The sequence below is a fragment of the Brevibacillus sp. 1238 genome (genome assembly GCF_029892995.1).
GTDB classification, from domain to species: domain Bacteria; phylum Bacillota; class Bacilli; order Brevibacillales; family Brevibacillaceae; genus Brevibacillus; species Brevibacillus parabrevis.
In genome coordinates this window covers 203,888-220,430 of record NZ_JARXWC010000003.1, presented here as the reverse complement: position 1 = coordinate 220,430, position 16,543 = coordinate 203,888, and the positions used below count along the sequence as shown (strand labels likewise).

Annotated in this window: 20 protein-coding genes and 1 other RNA gene; 6 read left to right on the top strand and 15 right to left on the bottom strand. The window is 53.9% G+C overall.

All coding sequences use genetic code 11. From position 1 onward, the window contains the following. Positions 1-3: 3 nt before the first annotated feature. The 8 genes from fmt to M2298_RS08605 all read right to left on the bottom strand — a co-directional run bounded on the left by fmt (position 4) and on the right by M2298_RS08605 (position 7,226). Positions 4-954 carry a methionyl-tRNA formyltransferase gene (gene fmt, locus M2298_RS08640; RefSeq protein ID WP_217021458.1) on the bottom strand — a complete coding sequence of 317 codons (951 nt, stop codon included), beginning with the start codon at positions 952-954 and terminating at the stop codon, positions 4-6. Between the two features lie 5 nt (positions 955-959). Then, entirely contained in the window at positions 960-1,436 is a 477-nt protein-coding gene (gene def / locus M2298_RS08635) for a peptide deformylase (RefSeq protein WP_063229878.1), read from the bottom strand. 16 nt (positions 1,437-1,452) lie between these two features. Then, positions 1,453-3,888, bottom strand: coding sequence for a primosomal protein N' (gene priA / locus M2298_RS08630; protein WP_217021459.1), 2,436 nt, complete (start codon positions 3,886-3,888; stop codon positions 1,453-1,455). Then, positions 3,885-5,135, bottom strand: a complete 1,251-nt coding sequence (gene coaBC / locus M2298_RS08625) for a bifunctional phosphopantothenoylcysteine decarboxylase/phosphopantothenate--cysteine ligase CoaBC (protein ID WP_242775274.1) — start codon at positions 5,133-5,135, stop codon at positions 3,885-3,887. Before coaBC ends, priA begins: the two co-directional genes overlap by 4 nt. 74 nt (positions 5,136-5,209) lie before the next feature. Beyond that, on the bottom strand, positions 5,210-5,416 hold the full coding sequence (gene rpoZ / locus M2298_RS08620; RefSeq protein ID WP_063229880.1) for a DNA-directed RNA polymerase subunit omega: 207 nt from the start codon (positions 5,414-5,416) through the stop codon (positions 5,210-5,212). 3 nt (positions 5,417-5,419) lie between these two features. Then, positions 5,420-6,040, bottom strand: coding sequence for a guanylate kinase (gmk, locus tag M2298_RS08615; protein WP_063229881.1), 621 nt, complete (start codon positions 6,038-6,040; stop codon positions 5,420-5,422). Positions 6,041-6,056: 16 nt separating this feature from the next. Continuing rightward, entirely contained in the window at positions 6,057-6,317 is a 261-nt protein-coding gene (remA, locus tag M2298_RS08610; RefSeq protein ID WP_015891999.1) for an extracellular matrix/biofilm regulator RemA, read from the bottom strand. 24 nt (positions 6,318-6,341) lie between these two features. Beyond that, the gene (locus M2298_RS08605; protein WP_173599680.1) at positions 6,342-7,226 is read right to left on the bottom strand and encodes a YicC/YloC family endoribonuclease; all 885 of its coding nucleotides are present in this window, start codon (positions 7,224-7,226) and stop codon (positions 6,342-6,344) included. Between the two features lie 187 nt (positions 7,227-7,413). On the opposite strand from M2298_RS08605, the gene M2298_RS08600 reads away from it, so the two are divergent. After that, the gene (locus tag M2298_RS08600; protein ID WP_280648437.1) at positions 7,414-9,153 is read left to right on the top strand and encodes an Rqc2 family fibronectin-binding protein; all 1,740 of its coding nucleotides are present in this window, start codon (positions 7,414-7,416) and stop codon (positions 9,151-9,153) included. Between the two features lie 60 nt (positions 9,154-9,213). Then, positions 9,214-9,714 (top strand): hypothetical protein, encoded by a 501-nt coding sequence (locus M2298_RS08595; RefSeq protein WP_122965073.1) that lies wholly within the window; start codon positions 9,214-9,216, stop codon positions 9,712-9,714. A gap of 112 nt (positions 9,715-9,826) precedes the next feature. Here M2298_RS08595 and ssrS read toward each other — a convergent pair. Then, positions 9,827-10,020: non-coding RNA, 6S RNA (ssrS, locus tag M2298_RS08590), on the bottom strand. A 126-nt stretch (positions 10,021-10,146) separates the two neighbouring features. Between ssrS and M2298_RS08585 the strand changes: the two genes are divergently transcribed. After that, positions 10,147-10,515, top strand: coding sequence for a hypothetical protein (locus M2298_RS08585; protein WP_122965072.1), 369 nt, complete (start codon positions 10,147-10,149; stop codon positions 10,513-10,515). Between the two features lie 130 nt (positions 10,516-10,645). Then, positions 10,646-11,068, top strand: coding sequence for a Gmad2 immunoglobulin-like domain-containing protein (locus M2298_RS08580; protein WP_280648436.1), 423 nt, complete (start codon positions 10,646-10,648; stop codon positions 11,066-11,068). A 3-nt stretch (positions 11,069-11,071) separates the two neighbouring features. Here the strand turns inward: M2298_RS08580 and M2298_RS08575 are convergent, their stop codons facing one another. From M2298_RS08575 to M2298_RS08565, 3 genes are all read right to left on the bottom strand, one after another. After that, positions 11,072-11,845, bottom strand: coding sequence for an enoyl-CoA hydratase/isomerase family protein (locus tag M2298_RS08575; RefSeq protein ID WP_122965070.1), 774 nt, complete (start codon positions 11,843-11,845; stop codon positions 11,072-11,074). A 244-nt stretch (positions 11,846-12,089) separates the two neighbouring features. Beyond that, positions 12,090-12,440, bottom strand: a complete 351-nt coding sequence (locus M2298_RS08570; RefSeq protein ID WP_122965474.1) for a DUF4870 domain-containing protein — start codon at positions 12,438-12,440, stop codon at positions 12,090-12,092. A 536-nt stretch (positions 12,441-12,976) separates the two neighbouring features. Next, the gene (locus M2298_RS08565) at positions 12,977-13,921 is read right to left on the bottom strand and encodes a GntR family transcriptional regulator (protein WP_122965069.1); all 945 of its coding nucleotides are present in this window, start codon (positions 13,919-13,921) and stop codon (positions 12,977-12,979) included. Positions 13,922-14,058: 137 nt separating this feature from the next. On the opposite strand from M2298_RS08565, the gene M2298_RS08560 reads away from it, so the two are divergent. Continuing rightward, entirely contained in the window at positions 14,059-14,229 is a 171-nt protein-coding gene (locus tag M2298_RS08560; protein ID WP_083955748.1) for a YjzC family protein, read from the top strand. Positions 14,230-14,292: 63 nt separating this feature from the next. Here the strand turns inward: M2298_RS08560 and M2298_RS08555 are convergent, their stop codons facing one another. Beyond that, positions 14,293-14,538 carry a hypothetical protein gene (locus M2298_RS08555; RefSeq protein WP_122965473.1) on the bottom strand — a complete coding sequence of 82 codons (246 nt, stop codon included), beginning with the start codon at positions 14,536-14,538 and terminating at the stop codon, positions 14,293-14,295. 168 nt (positions 14,539-14,706) lie between these two features. Here M2298_RS08555 and M2298_RS08550 point away from each other — a divergent pair, with 168 nt between their 5' ends. Continuing rightward, the gene (locus tag M2298_RS08550) at positions 14,707-15,243 is read left to right on the top strand and encodes a DUF309 domain-containing protein (RefSeq protein ID WP_173598031.1); all 537 of its coding nucleotides are present in this window, start codon (positions 14,707-14,709) and stop codon (positions 15,241-15,243) included. Here the strand turns inward: M2298_RS08550 and M2298_RS08545 are convergent. Together M2298_RS08545 and M2298_RS08540 are read right to left on the bottom strand one after the other, a co-directional pair. After that, complete coding sequence (locus M2298_RS08545; protein WP_217021469.1) at positions 15,240-15,797, bottom strand: RNA 2'-phosphotransferase; 558 nt, start codon at positions 15,795-15,797, stop codon at positions 15,240-15,242. The genes M2298_RS08550 and M2298_RS08545 overlap by 4 nt on opposite strands. Positions 15,798-15,826: 29 nt before the next feature. After that, positions 15,827-16,507 (bottom strand): CPBP family intramembrane glutamic endopeptidase, encoded by a 681-nt coding sequence (locus M2298_RS08540; RefSeq protein ID WP_173599654.1) that lies wholly within the window; start codon positions 16,505-16,507, stop codon positions 15,827-15,829. Between the last annotated feature and the right edge of the window lie 36 nt (positions 16,508-16,543).

Below are 16,543 nucleotides of genomic sequence, written 5' to 3'. Positions count from 1 at the left end.
GGACTATTCTCCTACCTTTGTGCCGATTTCAATGCTGCTGCCCGCTCCGCGCAAAAAGTCGAGAGCACTCATCCGTTTTTTGCCTTCTGGCTGCAACTCGGTTACTTTTACCGCACCGCTTCCGCAGGCGATGACCAATCCGTCCTCTTCGCGGGCGATAATCGTGCCCGGCTCGTATCCGCCGCCAGCCTCCAGCCTTTTTTCCACCCACCACAGCTTCCACACTTTGCCTTCGCAAGTCGTGAAGGCGACAGGCCACGGGTTCAAGCCGCGCACCTGGTTGTAGATTTGCGTAGCGGTTTTCGTCCAGTCGATTTTTTCATCCGTCCGCTTGATGTTCGGGGCAAATGTCGCTGCCGAATGGTCTTGCGCTTCCGGCTGAATCTCTCCGGCCAGCAAACGAGGCACCGTCTCCAGCAAAAGCCGGGCACCCGCTACCGCCAGCTTGTCATGCAACAGCCCGACCGTATCCCGCTCCTCGATCGGCACTACGACCTTGGACAGCATATCTCCCGCATCGAGCGCTTCTACCATGTACATGATCGTCACGCCGGACTCGGCTTCGCCGTCGACGATTGATTTGTGAATCGGCGCGCCACCGCGATATTTCGGCAAAAGCGAAGCGTGCACGTTGATGCAGCCAAAGCGCGGAGCATCCAGCAAGCGCTTCGGCAAAATTTGCCCGTATGCCGCCGTGACAATCAGATCAAAAGACAGCGCGAGCACTTCTTCCAAAGCTTCTTCCGCCTTGATTTTTTCCGGCTGCAACACAGCAAGTCCATGACGCAAAGCCGCCTCCTTGACGGGGGGCGGCGTCAGCACTTGCTTGCGTCCTACGGGACGATCCGGTTGCGTAACAACTCCAATCACGTTATAGCCTGCTTCGATGAGCGCATTCAGGCTCGACACCGCGAAGTCAGGCGTACCCATAAACAGGATGCGAGCATCTTTCAAATCGGTTATTCCCCTTCCTCTTCCGGGTTCACCTGATACACCTTGTCGGCTACATCGATGAACAGGACGCCGTTCAAGTGGTCGATCTCATGCTGGGCGCAACGGGACAAAAGATCGTCTGCCTCCAGCTCGATCTCGTTTCCGAAGCGGTCTTGCCCGTGCAGCTTGATCCATTTGTGGCGGCGAACGTCTCCGCGCAGTCCCGGGATGCTCAGGCAGCCTTCCGGATAGTCAAACTGCTCGCCTTTGTGCTCGACGATTTCCGGGTTGACGATTTCGATCAGTCCGTCTCCGCAGTCCATCACAATCACGCGCTTGGAAATCCCTACTTGCGGTGCAGCCAGACCTACGCCGTCTGCATCGTACATCGTGTCAGCCATATCGTCCAAAAGCTTGTGCAGGTTCGAATTGAACTTGGTCACTTTGATCGCTTTTTCACGCAAAATCGGATCTGGATGTTTTACAATTGTGCGAATCGCCATGTGAATCATATCCTCCCTAAAGCAATACGTATGGATCGACGTCAATCGTCATCAATACTTTCTGCTGTTTGTTCCATTCTTCAAATGCCGCTGTCGCCTGAGCAAGCAAGTCAGACAGTTGCGGTTCATCCCGATATTTTAGCATGATCTGAAAGCGAAATCTATCCTTCACGCGCGCGATGGGCGAAGCAACAGGCCCAAGCAAGATCGTCGTCTGGGCAAGCCGCGGGCGCAAAAAGTCTGCCAAGGTGTGGGCGCCGCGTATTACGACAGGCACTTCCTCATGGCTGAACGTGATCAGCACCAGCCGGAAATACGGAGGGTATCCCGTGCGTCTGCGCTGCAACATTTCATCGTGATAAAAAGCCGGATAGTCGTGCCGGGTGGCGTGGACGATGCTGTAATGCTCCGGCGTGTACGTCTGGATGACGACATCGCCTTCCAGTTCGTGCCGACCGGCGCGTCCGCCTACCTGGGTCAGCAGTTGGAACGTCTTTTCCGCCGCGCGAAAATCAGGCAAATGCAGCGAGCTGTCCGCCGCGATAATGCCTGCCAGCGTCACCCGCGGAAAATCGAGTCCCTTGGCGATCATTTGCGTTCCCAGCAGCACATCGCCCTGTCCGTTGCGAAATTTGTTCAACAGCTCCTCATGTGCGCCTTTTCGCGAGGTCGTGTCCACATCCATGCGAATGACGCGAATGCCTGGAAACAGCTTGGCAAGCTCTGCTTCGACTTTTTGCGTTCCCGTCCCGAAAAAGCGGATATGCTCGCTCTGGCATTCCGGGCAATGGGTGGGCTGGGCGATCGTGTAGCCGCAGTAGTGGCACCGCGCCGTATGGTTCGTTTTATGGTAGGTAAGCGAGATGTCGCAATGAATGCAGCGCATCGTATAGCCGCACGAACGGCACATGACGAACGTGGAAAAGCCGCGGCGATTGAGGAAAATGACCATCTGCTCCTCTTTTTGCAGACGATCCGCAATCATCGCATGCAGCTTCCGGCTGAACATCGAGCGATTCTCGGCTTGCAGCTCTTCGCGCATATCGACGACGTGCACCTGCGGCATCGGGCGATTTCCGACGCGGTCTGGCATTTGCAACAGGCCGTAGCGGCCACGCGTAGCCAGCGCATACGTCTCCAAAGCCGGAGTCGCGCTTCCCATAATCAGGACAGCATCGTTTCTTTTCGCCCGCCAGAGCGCAACCTCCCGCGCGTGGTAACGAGGTGTCTCCTCTTGCTTGTAGGAGCTTTCATGTTCTTCGTCGATCACGATCAGGCCGACATTGCGAAAAGGAGCAAAAATGGCCGAGCGTGCGCCCACCACGACTTTTACTTGATTGCGAATGATTTTGCGCCACTCGTCGTACCGCTCCCCTTGGGACAAGGCACTGTGCAGAACGGCAACATCGGCCCCGAAGCGCGCTTTGAACCGCTCCACCATCTGCGGCGTCAAAGAGATTTCCGGAACGAGAAAAATCGCCTCGCGCCCTTTTGCCAGCGTCTGTTCGATCGCCTCCAGGTACACTTCTGTCTTGCCGCTGCCCGTAACCCCGTGCAGCAAGTACGAGGAGTAAATCCCCATTTTTATAGATTGCAAAATCGGTGCCAAAACCTGCTGCTGGAGCGGGGTAAATTCCGGCTTCGGCTTCTCGGAAAAGCGCCGATTGGCGTATGGATCGCGGTACACTTCCACCTGCTCAATGACGAGAATGCCTTTTGCCTCCAAACTCTTCAAGGACGCGCGGCTAATGCCGTACTCCGCTTGCAGCATCTGGGTCGAAAACGCTTGCCCCTCATGCATGCGAAACAGTTCGAGCGCTCGGCGCATCTGCTCGGCACGCGCTGGCAAGGAGCGGATCGCTTCTTCCAGGCCGGATGCATCCAGCAAACTGCGCACAAAAGATTGCTGCTTGCGGGTAATCCGATCCGTCACCTGGTATTCCGTCGCCAAAAGTCCGCTGGAAATCCAGCCCGGAACGAGCAAATACTCCTCCGGAAACTGTTTTTCCACCTCGGCAAGCGGAAGTTGCCGTTTTCGCGACAGTTCCCATAAAAGCCCCGACTGTCCGCATGCGTCAGCGTCCAACGCCTCTGTCGCGACCAGCCATTTCTCCGACTTTCCTTTCAGGACAGCCGGAATCATCGCCTGAACAGCAGTCACCCACGGGCACAAATACTGTTTGGACATCCATTCGCCCAGCTCCAGCAGTTCCGGGCTAAGCGGAGGCGTATCGTCGAGCACTTGCTCCACATCTTTCAAACGGGACGACGCGATTTCTCCGTCCGCTAGTTCCACAATTCCGGTCACATACCCTTGCAGCTTGCGCGGGCCAAACGGGACGATTACCCTGCTGCCCACACGGATGAGCGGACTAAGCCAAGACGGTACCTTGTAGTCAAAAGGCCGATTCGTTCGATTGACAGGCACGTCTACAATCACTTGAGCGATCATGACAGCTCCGACAGCGGCTTATGCTGCAGCTTCAACAGCACGGCATCAAACAGTTTGTCAGCTACCGCCCGCTTGCTCAGTTTATCCAGCGCCACTTGCTCGCCTTCCCGCGTCAAAAGGGTGACGATATTCGTGTCGCTTCCCATTCCTGCCCCTTCCAGCAGGACATTGTTGGCCACGATCATGTCGAGATTTTTGCGTTCGAGTTTGGACTGCGCATGCAGCAGAACATCTTGCGTCTCGGCAGCAAACCCGACCACGAACTGCTTCGTTTTGCGCTCACCGATCGTCTTCAAAATATCCGGCGCTTTGTCCAGCTCCAAGACAAACGGGCCGTCGCCCTTTTTCATTTTATGCTCCTGCACCGTTTTCGGACGGTAATCGGATACAGCCGCCGACTTCACGACGATATCGCTTTGCGGCAGATGCTCCATGACCGCGTCGAACATCTCCTGTACCGATTCTACCGCTACGAACTCGACACCAGCGGGACGGGCAAGCGAAGTCGGCCCGCTGATCAGCGTCACTTTCGCTCCCCGGTCGCGCGCAGCTTCGGCAATGGCATAGCCCATTTTCCCGGAGGCGTGGTTGGTAATGTAGCGAACCGGATCGATTTTTTCCCGGGTTGGCCCTGCTGTCACCAGTACGTGCTTGTCCAGCAAGTCCTGCTTGATCGCCGCTCCTGCTTGTTCGTCCGGTTGGGCAAAAAAGCGTTGAACCGCTTCGACGATTTCCTCCGGTTCAGCGAGACGCCCTTTGCCGATCCAGCCGCACGCCAGCAAGCCTACCCCCGGCTCCACGAACCGATAGCCGAAAGACGCGAGCTTTTCCATATTCGCCGCGACCGCCGGATGGTGGTACATATTGACATTCATCGCGGGTGCGACCATCACCGGGGCCTTGGTTGCAAGCAAGGTCGTCGTCAGCATGTCATCTGCGATTCCGTTCGCGATTTTGCCGATCACATTGGCCGTGGCAGGAGCGATCAGCACGAGGTCAGCCTTGTCCGCCAGCTCAATGTGGCTGATGACGTGCGGGTCTGGCTCCGTAAACGTATCGGTGTAGACCGGCAGATGCGACAAAGCTTGAAATGTCAGCGGCTGAACGAATTTCAAGGCGTTTTCCGTCAAAATGACATGCACTTGTGCCCCTGCCTGTGTCAGCTTGCTTGTCAGCGCCGCCGCCTTGTAAGCCGCAATGCCGCCACAGACTCCGAGCACGATTCGTTTTCCCGAGAGCGTATTCATCATCTGCAACTCCCCCTTTTCTTCCCTATCCGAAAAAAACAACCTGCTTGGAGGTTGTTTTTAAAGGTAAGCTCTTATTTACGTCCGTCCAAAAACTCGTGCACCAGTTCGTCGGAGATAAACTCTTCGAGAGCCACGCCTACAAACTTTTTGGATTTTGGTCTGACTACCTGCATTTCGCTGTTTTCGCGCAATTGGCGCGCGCGTTTGGAAGCGACAGTCACCAAAATGTACTTGCTTTCTGCTTTCGCAGTCAATTCGTCAATAGATGGATACAACATGATCTATTCAACCTCCTTTAACCATTTGCGATATTTGTGAACCTGGCGATCTTTTTTCAGATGCTCGGCTGTAATAATAGCCTGAATGCGATCGCAGGCAGACTCGATAACATCATTGACCACGACGTAATCGTAATGATCCATCAGCTCGATTTCCGCGCGGGCTACTTCCATCCGCTTGCGGATAACATCCTCTGTCTCCGTGCCCCGTCCTACGATCCGGTTTTCCAGCTCGTGCAAATCAGGCGGAGCGAGGAACAGGAACGTCCCTTGCGGAAAGCTTTGCTTCACTTGCAGCGCGCCCTGGACTTCGATCTCCAAAATGACATCTCGTCCTTCGTCCAGCATCTCATCCACGAATTGGCGGGGCGTGCCGTAGAAGTTCCCTACGTATTCTGCCCACTCCAGAAGAGCGTCTTGCTCAATCATTTGCTTGAACTCTTCCTGTGTCTTGAAAAAGTAATTGACTCCTTCCACCTCGCCCGGGCGCGGAGAACGTGTGGTAGCCGATACGGAATACACCAGCTCGGGCATTCTTTCCCGAAGCGCCTTGCATACCGTGCCTTTGCCCACTCCCGCAGGTCCGGAGAGAATCAAAAGGAGACCGCGATCAACCATGCTCATTGTGTACACTCCTACTTTATTCGTCCGATTCGTCATCCTTCGTCGTCAGTCGCTGCGCCACTGTTTCCGGCTGCACCGCCGACAAAATGACGTGATCGCTATCCGTAATAATCACAGCGCGCGTCCGGCGCCCATACGTTGCATCCACCAGCATATTGCGATCACGCGCTTCCTGGATGATCCGTTTGATTGGGGCAGATTCCGGACTTACAATGGAAATGATACGGTTGGCATTCACAATATTGCCAAACCCGATATTGATTAGCTTGATTGCCATAACGGCCCAGCCCATCCTTTCATGCTACTCGACATTCTGTACTTGCTCTCTCATTTTCTCCAGCTCGGTCTTGATCTCGACAGCGAGGTGCGCGATTGGCAAGTAATTCGCCTTGGAAGCAATCGTATTCGCTTCCCGGTTCATTTCCTGGAGCAAAAAATCCAGCTTTCGCCCGATCGCTTCGCTTGCCGTCAATTGCTTTGCAAACTGGAGACAATGACTTTCCAGGCGGGTAATCTCCTCGCTGATATCACTCTTGTCAGCGAAAAAGGCAACCTCTTGAGCCACACGCGCAAGGTCCAGTTCAAACGGAACCTGGCTGGCCCACTCCCCCAGACGCTGCTGCAGGCGGGTTCGATGTTCCTCGATCCCCATAGGAGCCAACTGTTGAAGCTCCGCCACCCACGCTTGAATCTGTGCGAGCCGACTGGATAAATCAGCGTACAGTTGCTTGCCTTCCGCCTCTTTCATGGAAAGCAAGTCGATCGCCGCAGTTCGTACCTGATCCAGCAGCCATTCGGCTACTTCGTCATGGTCGTCTGCCGTTTCTTTTGTATGTATCACGCCAGGGAAGAGCAAAAGCTCCTTGACGCCAAGCGGACTTTCCAGTGAAAAGCGCTCAGCCATCGTGCGCGACAACGAAACAAGCTGTTCGGCCATCTGCCAGTCAATATCGATAGCAGAAGCCGCCTGGCTTTTTCCGTCGATCGCGATGGTCACATCGACACGGCCTCTTCGGACGTACTGGCTCACCAGCTTGCGCACCTGATCCTCCAGCATGCTCCAAGCTTTTGGCAGTCGTACCTGTATCTCGGAATACCGATGATTGACGGCGCGAATCTCCACAGTCAAACGCACAGTTCCCCTGCTATCCTCTTGCCGTCCATAACCTGTCATGCTTCTAACCATCATTTTCACTTCCACAGACGCAAAATCGTTAATTTATTATAGGAGACAACTCTTGGCAGTGTCAACCGAAGGCGCAAGGCGACAACAAGATTCCTCCCTCTCCCGCTTTATGCTACACTGTGACTGGCAAACATTTTCTCCATTCGTTTTTCCTTCTCGGCATTTTTTAGGATAGAGGTGAGCTATAGTGGCATTTGACGGCGTAGTGACCCGTGCCTTGACACGGGAATTACATAAATGTATCGGCGGACGCATTTCCAAAATTCATCAACCGCATCATAGCGATATTGTCATGCAGGTGCGGACACCTGGGGAAACGGTCAAGCTCCTGCTCTCGGCAAACCCGACGTACCCGCGGATTCACATTACGACAGAAGAATTTACAAATCCGCTGGAAGCCCCGATGTTTTGCATGCTGCTGCGGAAGCATTGCGAAGGCGGCGTAATCGAGTCCATCGAGCAGATCGGCATGGAACGGATCATCCACATCGACGTCCGCACCCGCGACGAGCTGGGAGATACGGCGACCCGCCGCATTATCATGGAAATCATGGGCAAGCACAGCAACATCATTCTCATCGATCCGGCTACCGGGACGATTCTGGACAGCGCGATGCACGTCACCTTGGCGATCAGCCAGTACAGACAGGTCACACCCGGCAGGACGTACGTCTCCCCGCCGAGCCAAGACAAGCGCGACCCGTTGGCTGCGACCGAGCAAGAGTTCATTTCCTCCATCGATTGGAACAGCGGACGCCTGGACAAGCAGATCGTCGACGGCTATACGGGAATCAGCCCGCTTTTGGCAAAAGAGATCGTGCACAGAGCGAAGCTGGCAAATCGGGAAACGCTGTGGGAAGCTTTTTCTGCGGTCATGGAAGCAGTCAAGGCGCACGCATACGCTCCTTCCATCGTGGAACACGCTGGCAAAGCCTACTTCCACGTAATCGAGCTGACGCACCTCGCCTCGGGCACGACAACGCCGTACCCATCCGTGCAGACATGCTTGCAGGCGTACTACGAAGGCAAAGCTCTGCGCGATACGGTCAAGCAGCGCGCCCACGACTTGATTCGCTTCGTGACTGGTGAACGCAACAAAAATGAAAAGAAAATCGAAAAGCTGGAGCAAACGTTGCAGGAGGCGCACGACGCCGACCAATTCCGCCTGTTCGGCGAGCTGATTACCGCCAACATGCATCAAATGAAGCGCGGCGACACCGAGCTGGTCACGGTCAACTGGTACGACGAAGCGGGCGGAACCATCACGATTCCGCTCGATCCGCTGAAGACGCCGTCCGAAAATCTGCAAGCGTACTACAAGCGCTACAACAAGGCAAAAAACAGCCTGCAAATCGTCAGTGAACAAATCGAGCAGGCCAAAGCGGAAATTCTTTACCTGGACGGCCTTTTGGTTCAGCTTGGGCACGCCAGCCTAAAGGAAGCCGAAGAAATTCGCGACGAGCTTGTCGAGCAAGGCTACATGCGCGATCGGAAAAAGCGCGGGCCGCGCAAGAAAAAAGATACGCGCCCTGAGCTGGAAACGTACGTGTCCACAGACGGAACGGAAATTTTGGTCGGAAAAAACAACAAGCAAAACGAATTTTTGACGAACAAGCTGGCCGCTTCGCATGAGACATGGCTGCATACGAAGGACATTCCCGGCTCTCACGTCGTCATCCGCTCCCGGGAATACTCCGAGCAAACGTTGCTGGAAGCGGCAAATCTGGCCGCCTATTTCAGTCGCGCCAAAGAAGGCAGCCAAATTCCTGTCGACTACACCTTGATCAAGCACGTCAAAAAACCGAGCGGCGCCAAGCCGGGCTTTGTCATTTACGAGCAACAGCGCACCTTGTACGTCACACCGGACGAAGCCCTCGTCCGCCAGTTGAAAGCGAACGCTTCCTCCACGCATAGCGAAACCCGCTAAGCTCATACTAAGAGCAAAGAAGCATATCTTCGTGGTTTCAACTTTGGAAGGAGGATCAGGATGAACGTCATTGGCATCATCCAGACTGATCTAAACGAATTCAGCGTATTGTTTGAGCAGCAAAACGGTGGACAAGGCGGCAGCGGCGGTGGTGGCGGACAAAACGGTGGCGGCGACCAGCATTCGCAAAGCGGCGGTGGACAGGATTTTCAAGATAGCGACTCCATGTTCCTCAGCTTTCTGGACGAACAGCCCAGCTCCGGGGAAGGAAGCTCCACTAGCGGCCAGGGCGGGCAAAGCCAGGGGCAGGGGCAAGGTCAAGGGCAGCAAGGCGGGCCACAGGAACTGACCGTGCGCATTAAAGGCATACCCGAAGGCCAGAAAGCAAACTTCCTGCAAATGTACCAAATCCTTCAGGACGCTCAAGATTCTCAATCCCTGGAGCAAAGCTTGACGATTGTCAACAACAACGATCAGCAAGACGGACAAGATTCGTCGAGCCGCAGACAAAACCAAGGCCAGGGACACGGTTCCGGCAAACAAAACAGAACGACTCATTGATCGCCATGCTGCGAAAATCGTTTCGTCGACAACAGAAGACATAGAAAAACCACCTGGAAATCTCCAAGTGGTTTTTTCATGCTATCGGCAAATCTTTGCTTTTACATGCTTTCAAGTCCCCGCTTTGCCGTTGACCTCATGTTTCTATAACCTGCGCTCACACAGGTGGGTGACTGGTCTGCCCTTCAGCCTTCCCATGCATCCCCAAAAGGGAGGTGGGCCTGACATCCATCACAAATTTTCGTCTCCCGAAAAACACGTATAAGGTTAGAAACATTTACGGCCTTACGTACATCGCAGGATCTTGATACAACTACTTTACCACAGAATCATTCCACGCTCAACGGATTTTCTTTCCTTTCGTTTCCCATTCTTTTCCCACACCTTTTTGTAAGCTTGGACCCATCAGGCGAAAAGGAGTGAGGATTGTGTATGGATGAGAATGTGAAGCGGCTGTACGACAAAGCCGGATTTGGCAGCTACACGGGCGGAGCCGGCCTGCAAGCGGAGATCAAACAGCTCGTGACTGCTGATCCGGCTCCCCGCAGCTTCGAATCGCTCGCCTCCCTTGTCGAGTTGCTGCTTGCTCATCCCCGTACGGCCGTTTTTGTGACGGAAAAAGTATTGCGCGCCTTTTACAAGCCTGCGCCAAGTGCCGACGAAATCGAATACTTCGCCCGGATTTATCGCCATTTTCGCAGCATTTATGCAAGCGTGATCGACGGCTATCTGGGCGGCGCTCATAAAAACGTCCTGGGACAAACATACGAAACTTTGCCGATTTTTCGGACAGGCTCCTAGCAAGCGAAAAAAGCTTTGGCCTTTGACAGCCAAAGCTGTTTCCTTTGGGACCGTTGCTTTTCCAGAATAAAACACCTGGCAGGTCGCCATCTTAAAAACGACACATACTTCTGGAAAAGGAAGGGATATCATGCGTTTTCCCCAAAAGCTTCTCGTCTTGTCCTTGCTGGCTGCCGCGTCCGTCGGTATGACCGCCTCCCCGCTGTTTGCGTCTGCGACTGCCCTGGAGCAACCTGCTGGCGAATCAGGCGGCAAATACGAGAACGAGTCCTTTCGCAACATATCGGTGACGAAAACGGGAGCGGGCCAATACACAGTAAAAGGCGAAGCACGCGTATTCGAGGCGACCGTCCGCTTTGTCGTGACAGATGGAGACGCCACATTGGCCGACAGTTTTGTTACCGCCAGTCAGGGTGGGCCAGCATGGGGTACGTTCAGCATCAACCTGAACCTCGACGCCTCCAAGCTGAAGGAGCCTGTCCTCGTCCTGTTTGAAGAAAGCGCCGAATCAGAGCAGCGCATTCACGAATTGAAAATCCCGTTGCCAAAATAAAGCTTACGTCCGCTTCCTTTTGGCACGAACGAGCGACTGAAACTCGGGATGGGCAATCAAGGACGGCTGCTGCTGTTTTTCCCAGGCAAGCGCGTACTCCAGGCCGTTAAACTGGCACCGTCCCAGCCCTTCCTTCGTAACTGCGTAAGCCTGGCTTGGCAAGCGGCGCACCATGGACACCAGTGCTTCCACTTCCTGCTCGATCCGCGCAGGCTCCACAGCTCGATAAATCAGACCGATCTGTTCGGCTGTTTGCCCGGAAATTTTTTCGCCAAGCAACGCAAGACGTTTCGCCCAAGCTGTTCCGACGAGCCGTGGCAACAAATAGGTGCCGCCGAAGTCCGTCGTCAGTCCGATCTGTACAAACGGTTCTTGCAAGACCGCATCTGTCGCCGCGATGACAAAATCCGCGTGCAGCGCCAAGTTCAGCCCCGCTCCGACTGCTACCCCTTCCACGACCGCAATGACTGGCTTGGGCATCTGATTCAACCGGGTGATGAAATCGTTGATCACCGAAAGCGCGTCATCTGCCTCGCTTTTCTCGCTCAGCGATGTCAATACGGTCAAATCGGCTCCCGAGCAAAAATGACCGCCCGCTCCCCGCAGAATGAGCACTTCCACCTCCGAATCATCCGCCGCCTCCGCAATCGCCTGTTGCAGCAAGGAAAACATCTCCACTGTCAGCGCATTCAGCACATGCGGGCGATTGAGCGTAATCGTGCAGACTCCCGCTTCTTTTTTCACCAAAAGGCTTTCTGCCTGTCCTGTGTGTTCCATTCTTCTCACTTCTCCTTTCTATTGGGACGCTTCCGGAATAACGCCTTGACGCTGTAGCTTGCGCAATCCTTCCTCTGTCCGCAAATTGAGCGAAATGCTCTTGTGGTTGTGGTGCGAACGCAAGGAAAACGCTCCGCTTGCTTTCTCCCCTATTTTCGCGATGAATGGTCATTCACCCTGCCTTTTTTGCGAGAAAATTACGAAAAAACCGCCCCTCAACGGAACGGTTCCCTCGTTTTGCTCTTCATTTCACAAAGCGCAGCGTCAGCGGATAGCGGTACGATTTGCCCTCGTTTGCCCGGACGGCGGCGATGACAACGAAGACGATCCAGAAAATGAACAAGGCGGTCAATAAGATCGCGCCGATAAAGACAATCAGCAACAAGCCGGAAATCGCGGCATAAATCGTAATCGAGATGCCAAAATTGAGCGCTTCCTTCCCATGCTCTTGAAAAAACTCGCCCTCTTCCCGCTTGACCAGCCAAATAACCAGCGGCCCCAGCACATTGCCAAAAGGGATCAAAAAGCCTGCCAGAGCAGACAGATGCACAATCATGGCCCACATTCGCTCGTCTTTTCCGCTCAAATGATTCATCGTTTTCTCCCCCATTCCATTCCCGTTACTGTAAGTGTACGATATCTTCGCTTGAAACTTGCGAAAAAACGAAAAAAGCGCCCAAAAGGCGCTTCCCTCGCTATTAATATTTGCCACCGTGACTGTGTCCACCCCAAGAGGACCCAAAATCGCCGCCATGTCCACAGCTTTCACCGTGGTGGTGATGGTGACCGCAGCCACCGCGACCTGTTTTACATTCCATTTTGTAGTAAGGCTTGTAGTAGCAATGTTTTTTGTAGTATTTCTTCTTGCAGCACTTCTTGTAGTAGCACTTGCAATGAGACTTTCTGCATCCGCAACCCATGAACCTCACCCCCTCCTGATCGTTACATCTACAAGGTATGTAGGTGAAGGTGCATTGGCATGGTACACTTGTCTATTGTTGAGCCAAAATCAGCGGGTGTCCTGCCTGGCACAACAAAGCCGACAGAGCATCTGCCGGCGGGGTTTTGTCTATGTGTATGAAGAAAAAAGCTCTGGCAGGCGGCCAGTGAATAAGTGCGGGGATGAATCGATCATTGCGTGACAATTTTTCGCAGCTCGTTGATTCCGTGATGATCGGGAATTTCCTGGTATTCCTTCACTTTTGGCAAAGTCAGCAAATGCGGCCTGACCATATAGCCAGGCTTCGAAATATACACGACATCGCAGTTTGTAATCAGCTCGAACACATCGGGATGATTCGCTTCGATCGTGCGAATGTCCAGATGGGTAATGCCCGCATTGTACAAATCATTGATCATTCCTGCCGCCCCGCGAATGGTAGCACAGACCAGCCCCACTTTTGTATGCCGGGGGTACGCTTCCATGGCGGGAATTACCGTTGTCGGGTCGGGTATAAAGTCGAGACTGACGACTGGCGGGGCTTCGCGCGGCAGCCGATGCTTCGCGCGCAAATTCACGGAAGGATGCGTCACAATCGCTTTGTATTGTTGCAAAAAGCTCGGGTCCTGCTCGACTCGCTGGGAAAAATCCTCGAAGGTTCGCCCTTCCAGCATGACACTCGGAAGATGGTATTGCACCAGACGCAAATATTCGGCAAGCTCCAGCTCGGTGAAGCGCAGAAACAAAACGGGAAACTGGTTGATTTCCTGCATCACACAAGAGAGGACGCGGGTAAACTCATCCATCGAGTACCCCATCGCCTTTACTTTGTGCAATGTCTCTTTGGCCAGCAAGGCGAGATGCGCCGGATTGCGGGTCAATAGTGGATCGTTGACGATGTTGCTGACGATGGTCCCTCGCCCCTGTCGCGAGTCCACCATACCTTCCTGCTGCAAGCGGAGATAAACGCTGCGGACCGTGTTGTAATTGACCTTCAGCTGCGCAGCAAGCTCCCTTACTGTCGGCAACTGTTCATTCGGCGGAAGTTCTCCGCTGCGAATCGAGGAGGCAATTTGTTGGTAGATCTGTTCGTGGTACGAAACATTCGAATCCTTTTGCAGGGTCAGGCGTAGCATGAATTCACCTCTTCATCCATCATTGAAAACATCGTATATGAATTGCGAATCGAACGTCAATAGAAGCCGTCGGCATGATCCGTTCCTTCGCGGCAATACTAAGGCTGATCACACATCACGAGAAAGAAGGTGCCCTGATGGGAGAACAAAGCCGTTTTCGTGAAGGCGACAAATCGCCGAAAAATGGCGTGTACATGGAAATCGGGGAGACTGGCGCCAGCGTGCAAGACCCGATGATCATCGAGCTGGACAGAGGGCAAAAGTTTCCCGCTACACGCAACAAAAACCGGGTATGGACCCAAAAGTAGGCGCTAGTCCCACGCTCACGATCAAAAAACCAACCTTGCTGAAACAGCCAGGTTGGTTCCTTTTTAGTTCTCGTCGTCTTCGTCCGCTTCGTCCTCATCTTCTTCATCGCCACTCAAATAGATGATGGTGACCCCGAGGCTTTCCAGAAGACTGATCACTTCTTTGTTCAGCTCCTGATCCATCAACAGTCCCAGGCTTTCCACCAATTCCAGCTCTTCCAGATCGCCTTGCTCGGCATCCTCAATCAATTCGATAATTTCCGTCATCCGCTTTTTTTCCAGGACGGCCATGAGTTCATCTCTTGTCATAAAATGTTTCACACCTCGATTTCTCTTCTCTATGCATTATAATAGTACATAACGAAACGGTTGAAAACAAAACGCTCTTGATCGTTTGACTGACCGCAAGCGGCGCACCCGCTTTCGCGAAAAAACATCGAGACGTTTTTCCCAAAAAAGAGCGAGGTGAAGTCCACCATGTATCCTGAGCCGTATCTGGACTACCTGGTTCAGTTTCATGTCGAACGCGACTACTTCGAGTGTCACGAGATTCTCGAAGAATATTGGAAGAGTGCTCCAGCAGAAAAGCGCCAGCCTGTGTGGGTCGGCCTGATCCAAATTGCCGTGGGCCTGTATCATCACAGACGCGGCAACCTGAATGGCGCTGGCAAGATGCTCACAAGCGCCCACGCGTTGGTCAAAGAACACCATGAAGAGATCGAGCGCCTTGGCTTGGACAGCATGGCCCTGCAGCGATTGCTGGCAGAGCGCCTGGATGAGATTCAAAAAGGCATGCCATACCGCAGCCTTACCTTGCCGATGCAGGCCGCAGAACTGATTTCCGCGTACAAAGCGGCCTGTGCCCGGCAAAATCAGCCTGAGCACCGCGACAGCGACATGAGCGATCCGTTTTTGCTGAACAAGCATACGTTGCGCGACCGCAGCGACGTGCTTGCAGAACGAGAGCGGCAACTGCAACTGCGCCAAGGAAAGCAGATCAATCCGGCGGACTAATACGCTTCTTCTGTTACAAAAGCGGCTGGAATCGCATCGCTGTACAAAAATGCTCCGCTCCCTTTGAAAAATCGGATGCCGGTTGCCCTCGCCTCTGCCGCCTGCACGGTCAGCACAGAGAGCGTGTCTTCCGGCATCCCGATCTCTTCGATCGCGAGCGCAAGCTGCACAAAGTCACTAGCGATGGGCAAAAGTCCGCCCGTGAGCACTTGCCGAACAAGCTTTTCGTGCGTGCCGTAGTACAGACGCGCTGGTGGCTCCACCTCTGTGAGTCGGCCTGCTGCCTGGACTGGGCTTGAAGCAAAGCCGTAGGTGGCGCGAATCAAAACGCCGCCATCCCAGTCAATTTGCCGCTGCGGGTCATTGTCCACGACTTGCCACAGATCGGAGCGGCGAATATTTTCCCACCCTTTGATCGAGCGCAAATAAGCGAGCAATGGTCCTGTTGGCGTGAATCCATATGTATCGAAGTAAAGCTGGACGTGCTCATTCTTTTGCCGCAGGATGCCCAGCAGATGCTTGCGCAGCTGGACTTCTTCGTGTGGCGCCAGCATGGCTTTCTCTCCTTTCCCTTATCTTCCCGCTAGTAAATCCACAAAACAACCGCCAAAGCCAGCCCCAAATCTGCGAGCAAATGACTGAACCAGGTAGGATATATCGATGGGAACAGCCCTTTCAGCCAGCCCCAAATAACCCCGGCCACGTATACTGCGCTGGTCAGCAGCAAGCCCCGCCACAAGCCAAACAAGGCTGTCGTGACAATCAGATGATAGAGCGTATAAAAAAAGCTGGTCAAAAGCACGGAGACGGCACGGGAAAGCGAACGAAGCATCCGTTGCAGGACAAAGCCTCGCCAAAACAATTCTTCCAGCAACGAGTTCACGAACACGAGGTATAGGGCAAACCAGCCGATCCATTTGCGGCTCAACCCCCACGATTCCAAACCCGCCCGCACAGCAGCAGGCAAGCCCTCCGCTTGCAAAAGCAACCACAATCCAGCCTGAATCCCCGTAAAAAACAGCACGCCCAGCGCGATTCCAAACAGCGCTCCCCGCTTTTCGAACCGGCCCCACGCCAACTGCCAATTTTCCTGCAAACTTTTCTCCCACCAGCCGTGCAGCAGCGGGATTCCCACGCATACGACCAGATGGAAGGCAACAAACGTAACAAACAAGCTGTGCCGCTCTACCAGTCCGTAAAAGATGGCAAGCGTGGCAGCAAATCCATACCCGATCAACAGAAGCAGCGTACGTTTTCGCGCCATGCCGATTAGCTCCTTTTTTGCGTAATCGCCGCTCAT

Bases quoted from the DNA above. Each gene is read 5' to 3' on its own strand.
- def (WP_063229878.1), bottom strand. From the start codon at position 1,436: ATGGCGATTCGCACAATTGTAAAACATCCAGATCCGATTTTGCGTGAA.
- priA (WP_217021459.1), bottom strand. From the start codon at position 3,888: ATGATCGCTCAAGTGATTGTAGACGTGCCTGTCAATCGAACGAATCGG.
- coaBC (WP_242775274.1), bottom strand. From the start codon at position 5,135: ATGAATACGCTCTCGGGAAAACGAATCGTGCTCGGAGTCTGTGGCGGC.
- rpoZ (WP_063229880.1), bottom strand. From the start codon at position 5,416: ATGTTGTATCCATCTATTGACGAATTGACTGCGAAAGCAGAAAGCAAG.
- gmk (WP_063229881.1), bottom strand. From the start codon at position 6,040: ATGAGCATGGTTGATCGCGGTCTCCTTTTGATTCTCTCCGGACCTGCG.
- remA (WP_015891999.1), bottom strand. From the start codon at position 6,317: ATGGCAATCAAGCTAATCAATATCGGGTTTGGCAATATTGTGAATGCC.
- M2298_RS08605 (WP_173599680.1), bottom strand. From the start codon at position 7,226: ATGGTTAGAAGCATGACAGGTTATGGACGGCAAGAGGATAGCAGGGGA.
- M2298_RS08595 (WP_122965073.1), top strand. From the start codon at position 9,214: ATGAACGTCATTGGCATCATCCAGACTGATCTAAACGAATTCAGCGTA.
- M2298_RS08585 (WP_122965072.1), top strand. From the start codon at position 10,147: ATGGATGAGAATGTGAAGCGGCTGTACGACAAAGCCGGATTTGGCAGC.
- M2298_RS08580 (WP_280648436.1), top strand. From the start codon at position 10,646: ATGCGTTTTCCCCAAAAGCTTCTCGTCTTGTCCTTGCTGGCTGCCGCG.
- M2298_RS08575 (WP_122965070.1), bottom strand. From the start codon at position 11,845: ATGGAACACACAGGACAGGCAGAAAGCCTTTTGGTGAAAAAAGAAGCG.
- M2298_RS08570 (WP_122965474.1), bottom strand. From the start codon at position 12,440: ATGAATCATTTGAGCGGAAAAGACGAGCGAATGTGGGCCATGATTGTG.
- M2298_RS08565 (WP_122965069.1), bottom strand. From the start codon at position 13,921: ATGCTACGCCTGACCCTGCAAAAGGATTCGAATGTTTCGTACCACGAA.
- M2298_RS08560 (WP_083955748.1), top strand. From the start codon at position 14,059: ATGGGAGAACAAAGCCGTTTTCGTGAAGGCGACAAATCGCCGAAAAAT.
- M2298_RS08555 (WP_122965473.1), bottom strand. From the start codon at position 14,538: ATGACAAGAGATGAACTCATGGCCGTCCTGGAAAAAAAGCGGATGACG.
- M2298_RS08550 (WP_173598031.1), top strand. From the start codon at position 14,707: ATGTATCCTGAGCCGTATCTGGACTACCTGGTTCAGTTTCATGTCGAA.
- M2298_RS08545 (WP_217021469.1), bottom strand. From the start codon at position 15,797: ATGCTGGCGCCACACGAAGAAGTCCAGCTGCGCAAGCATCTGCTGGGC.
- M2298_RS08540 (WP_173599654.1), bottom strand. From the start codon at position 16,507: ATGGCGCGAAAACGTACGCTGCTTCTGTTGATCGGGTATGGATTTGCT.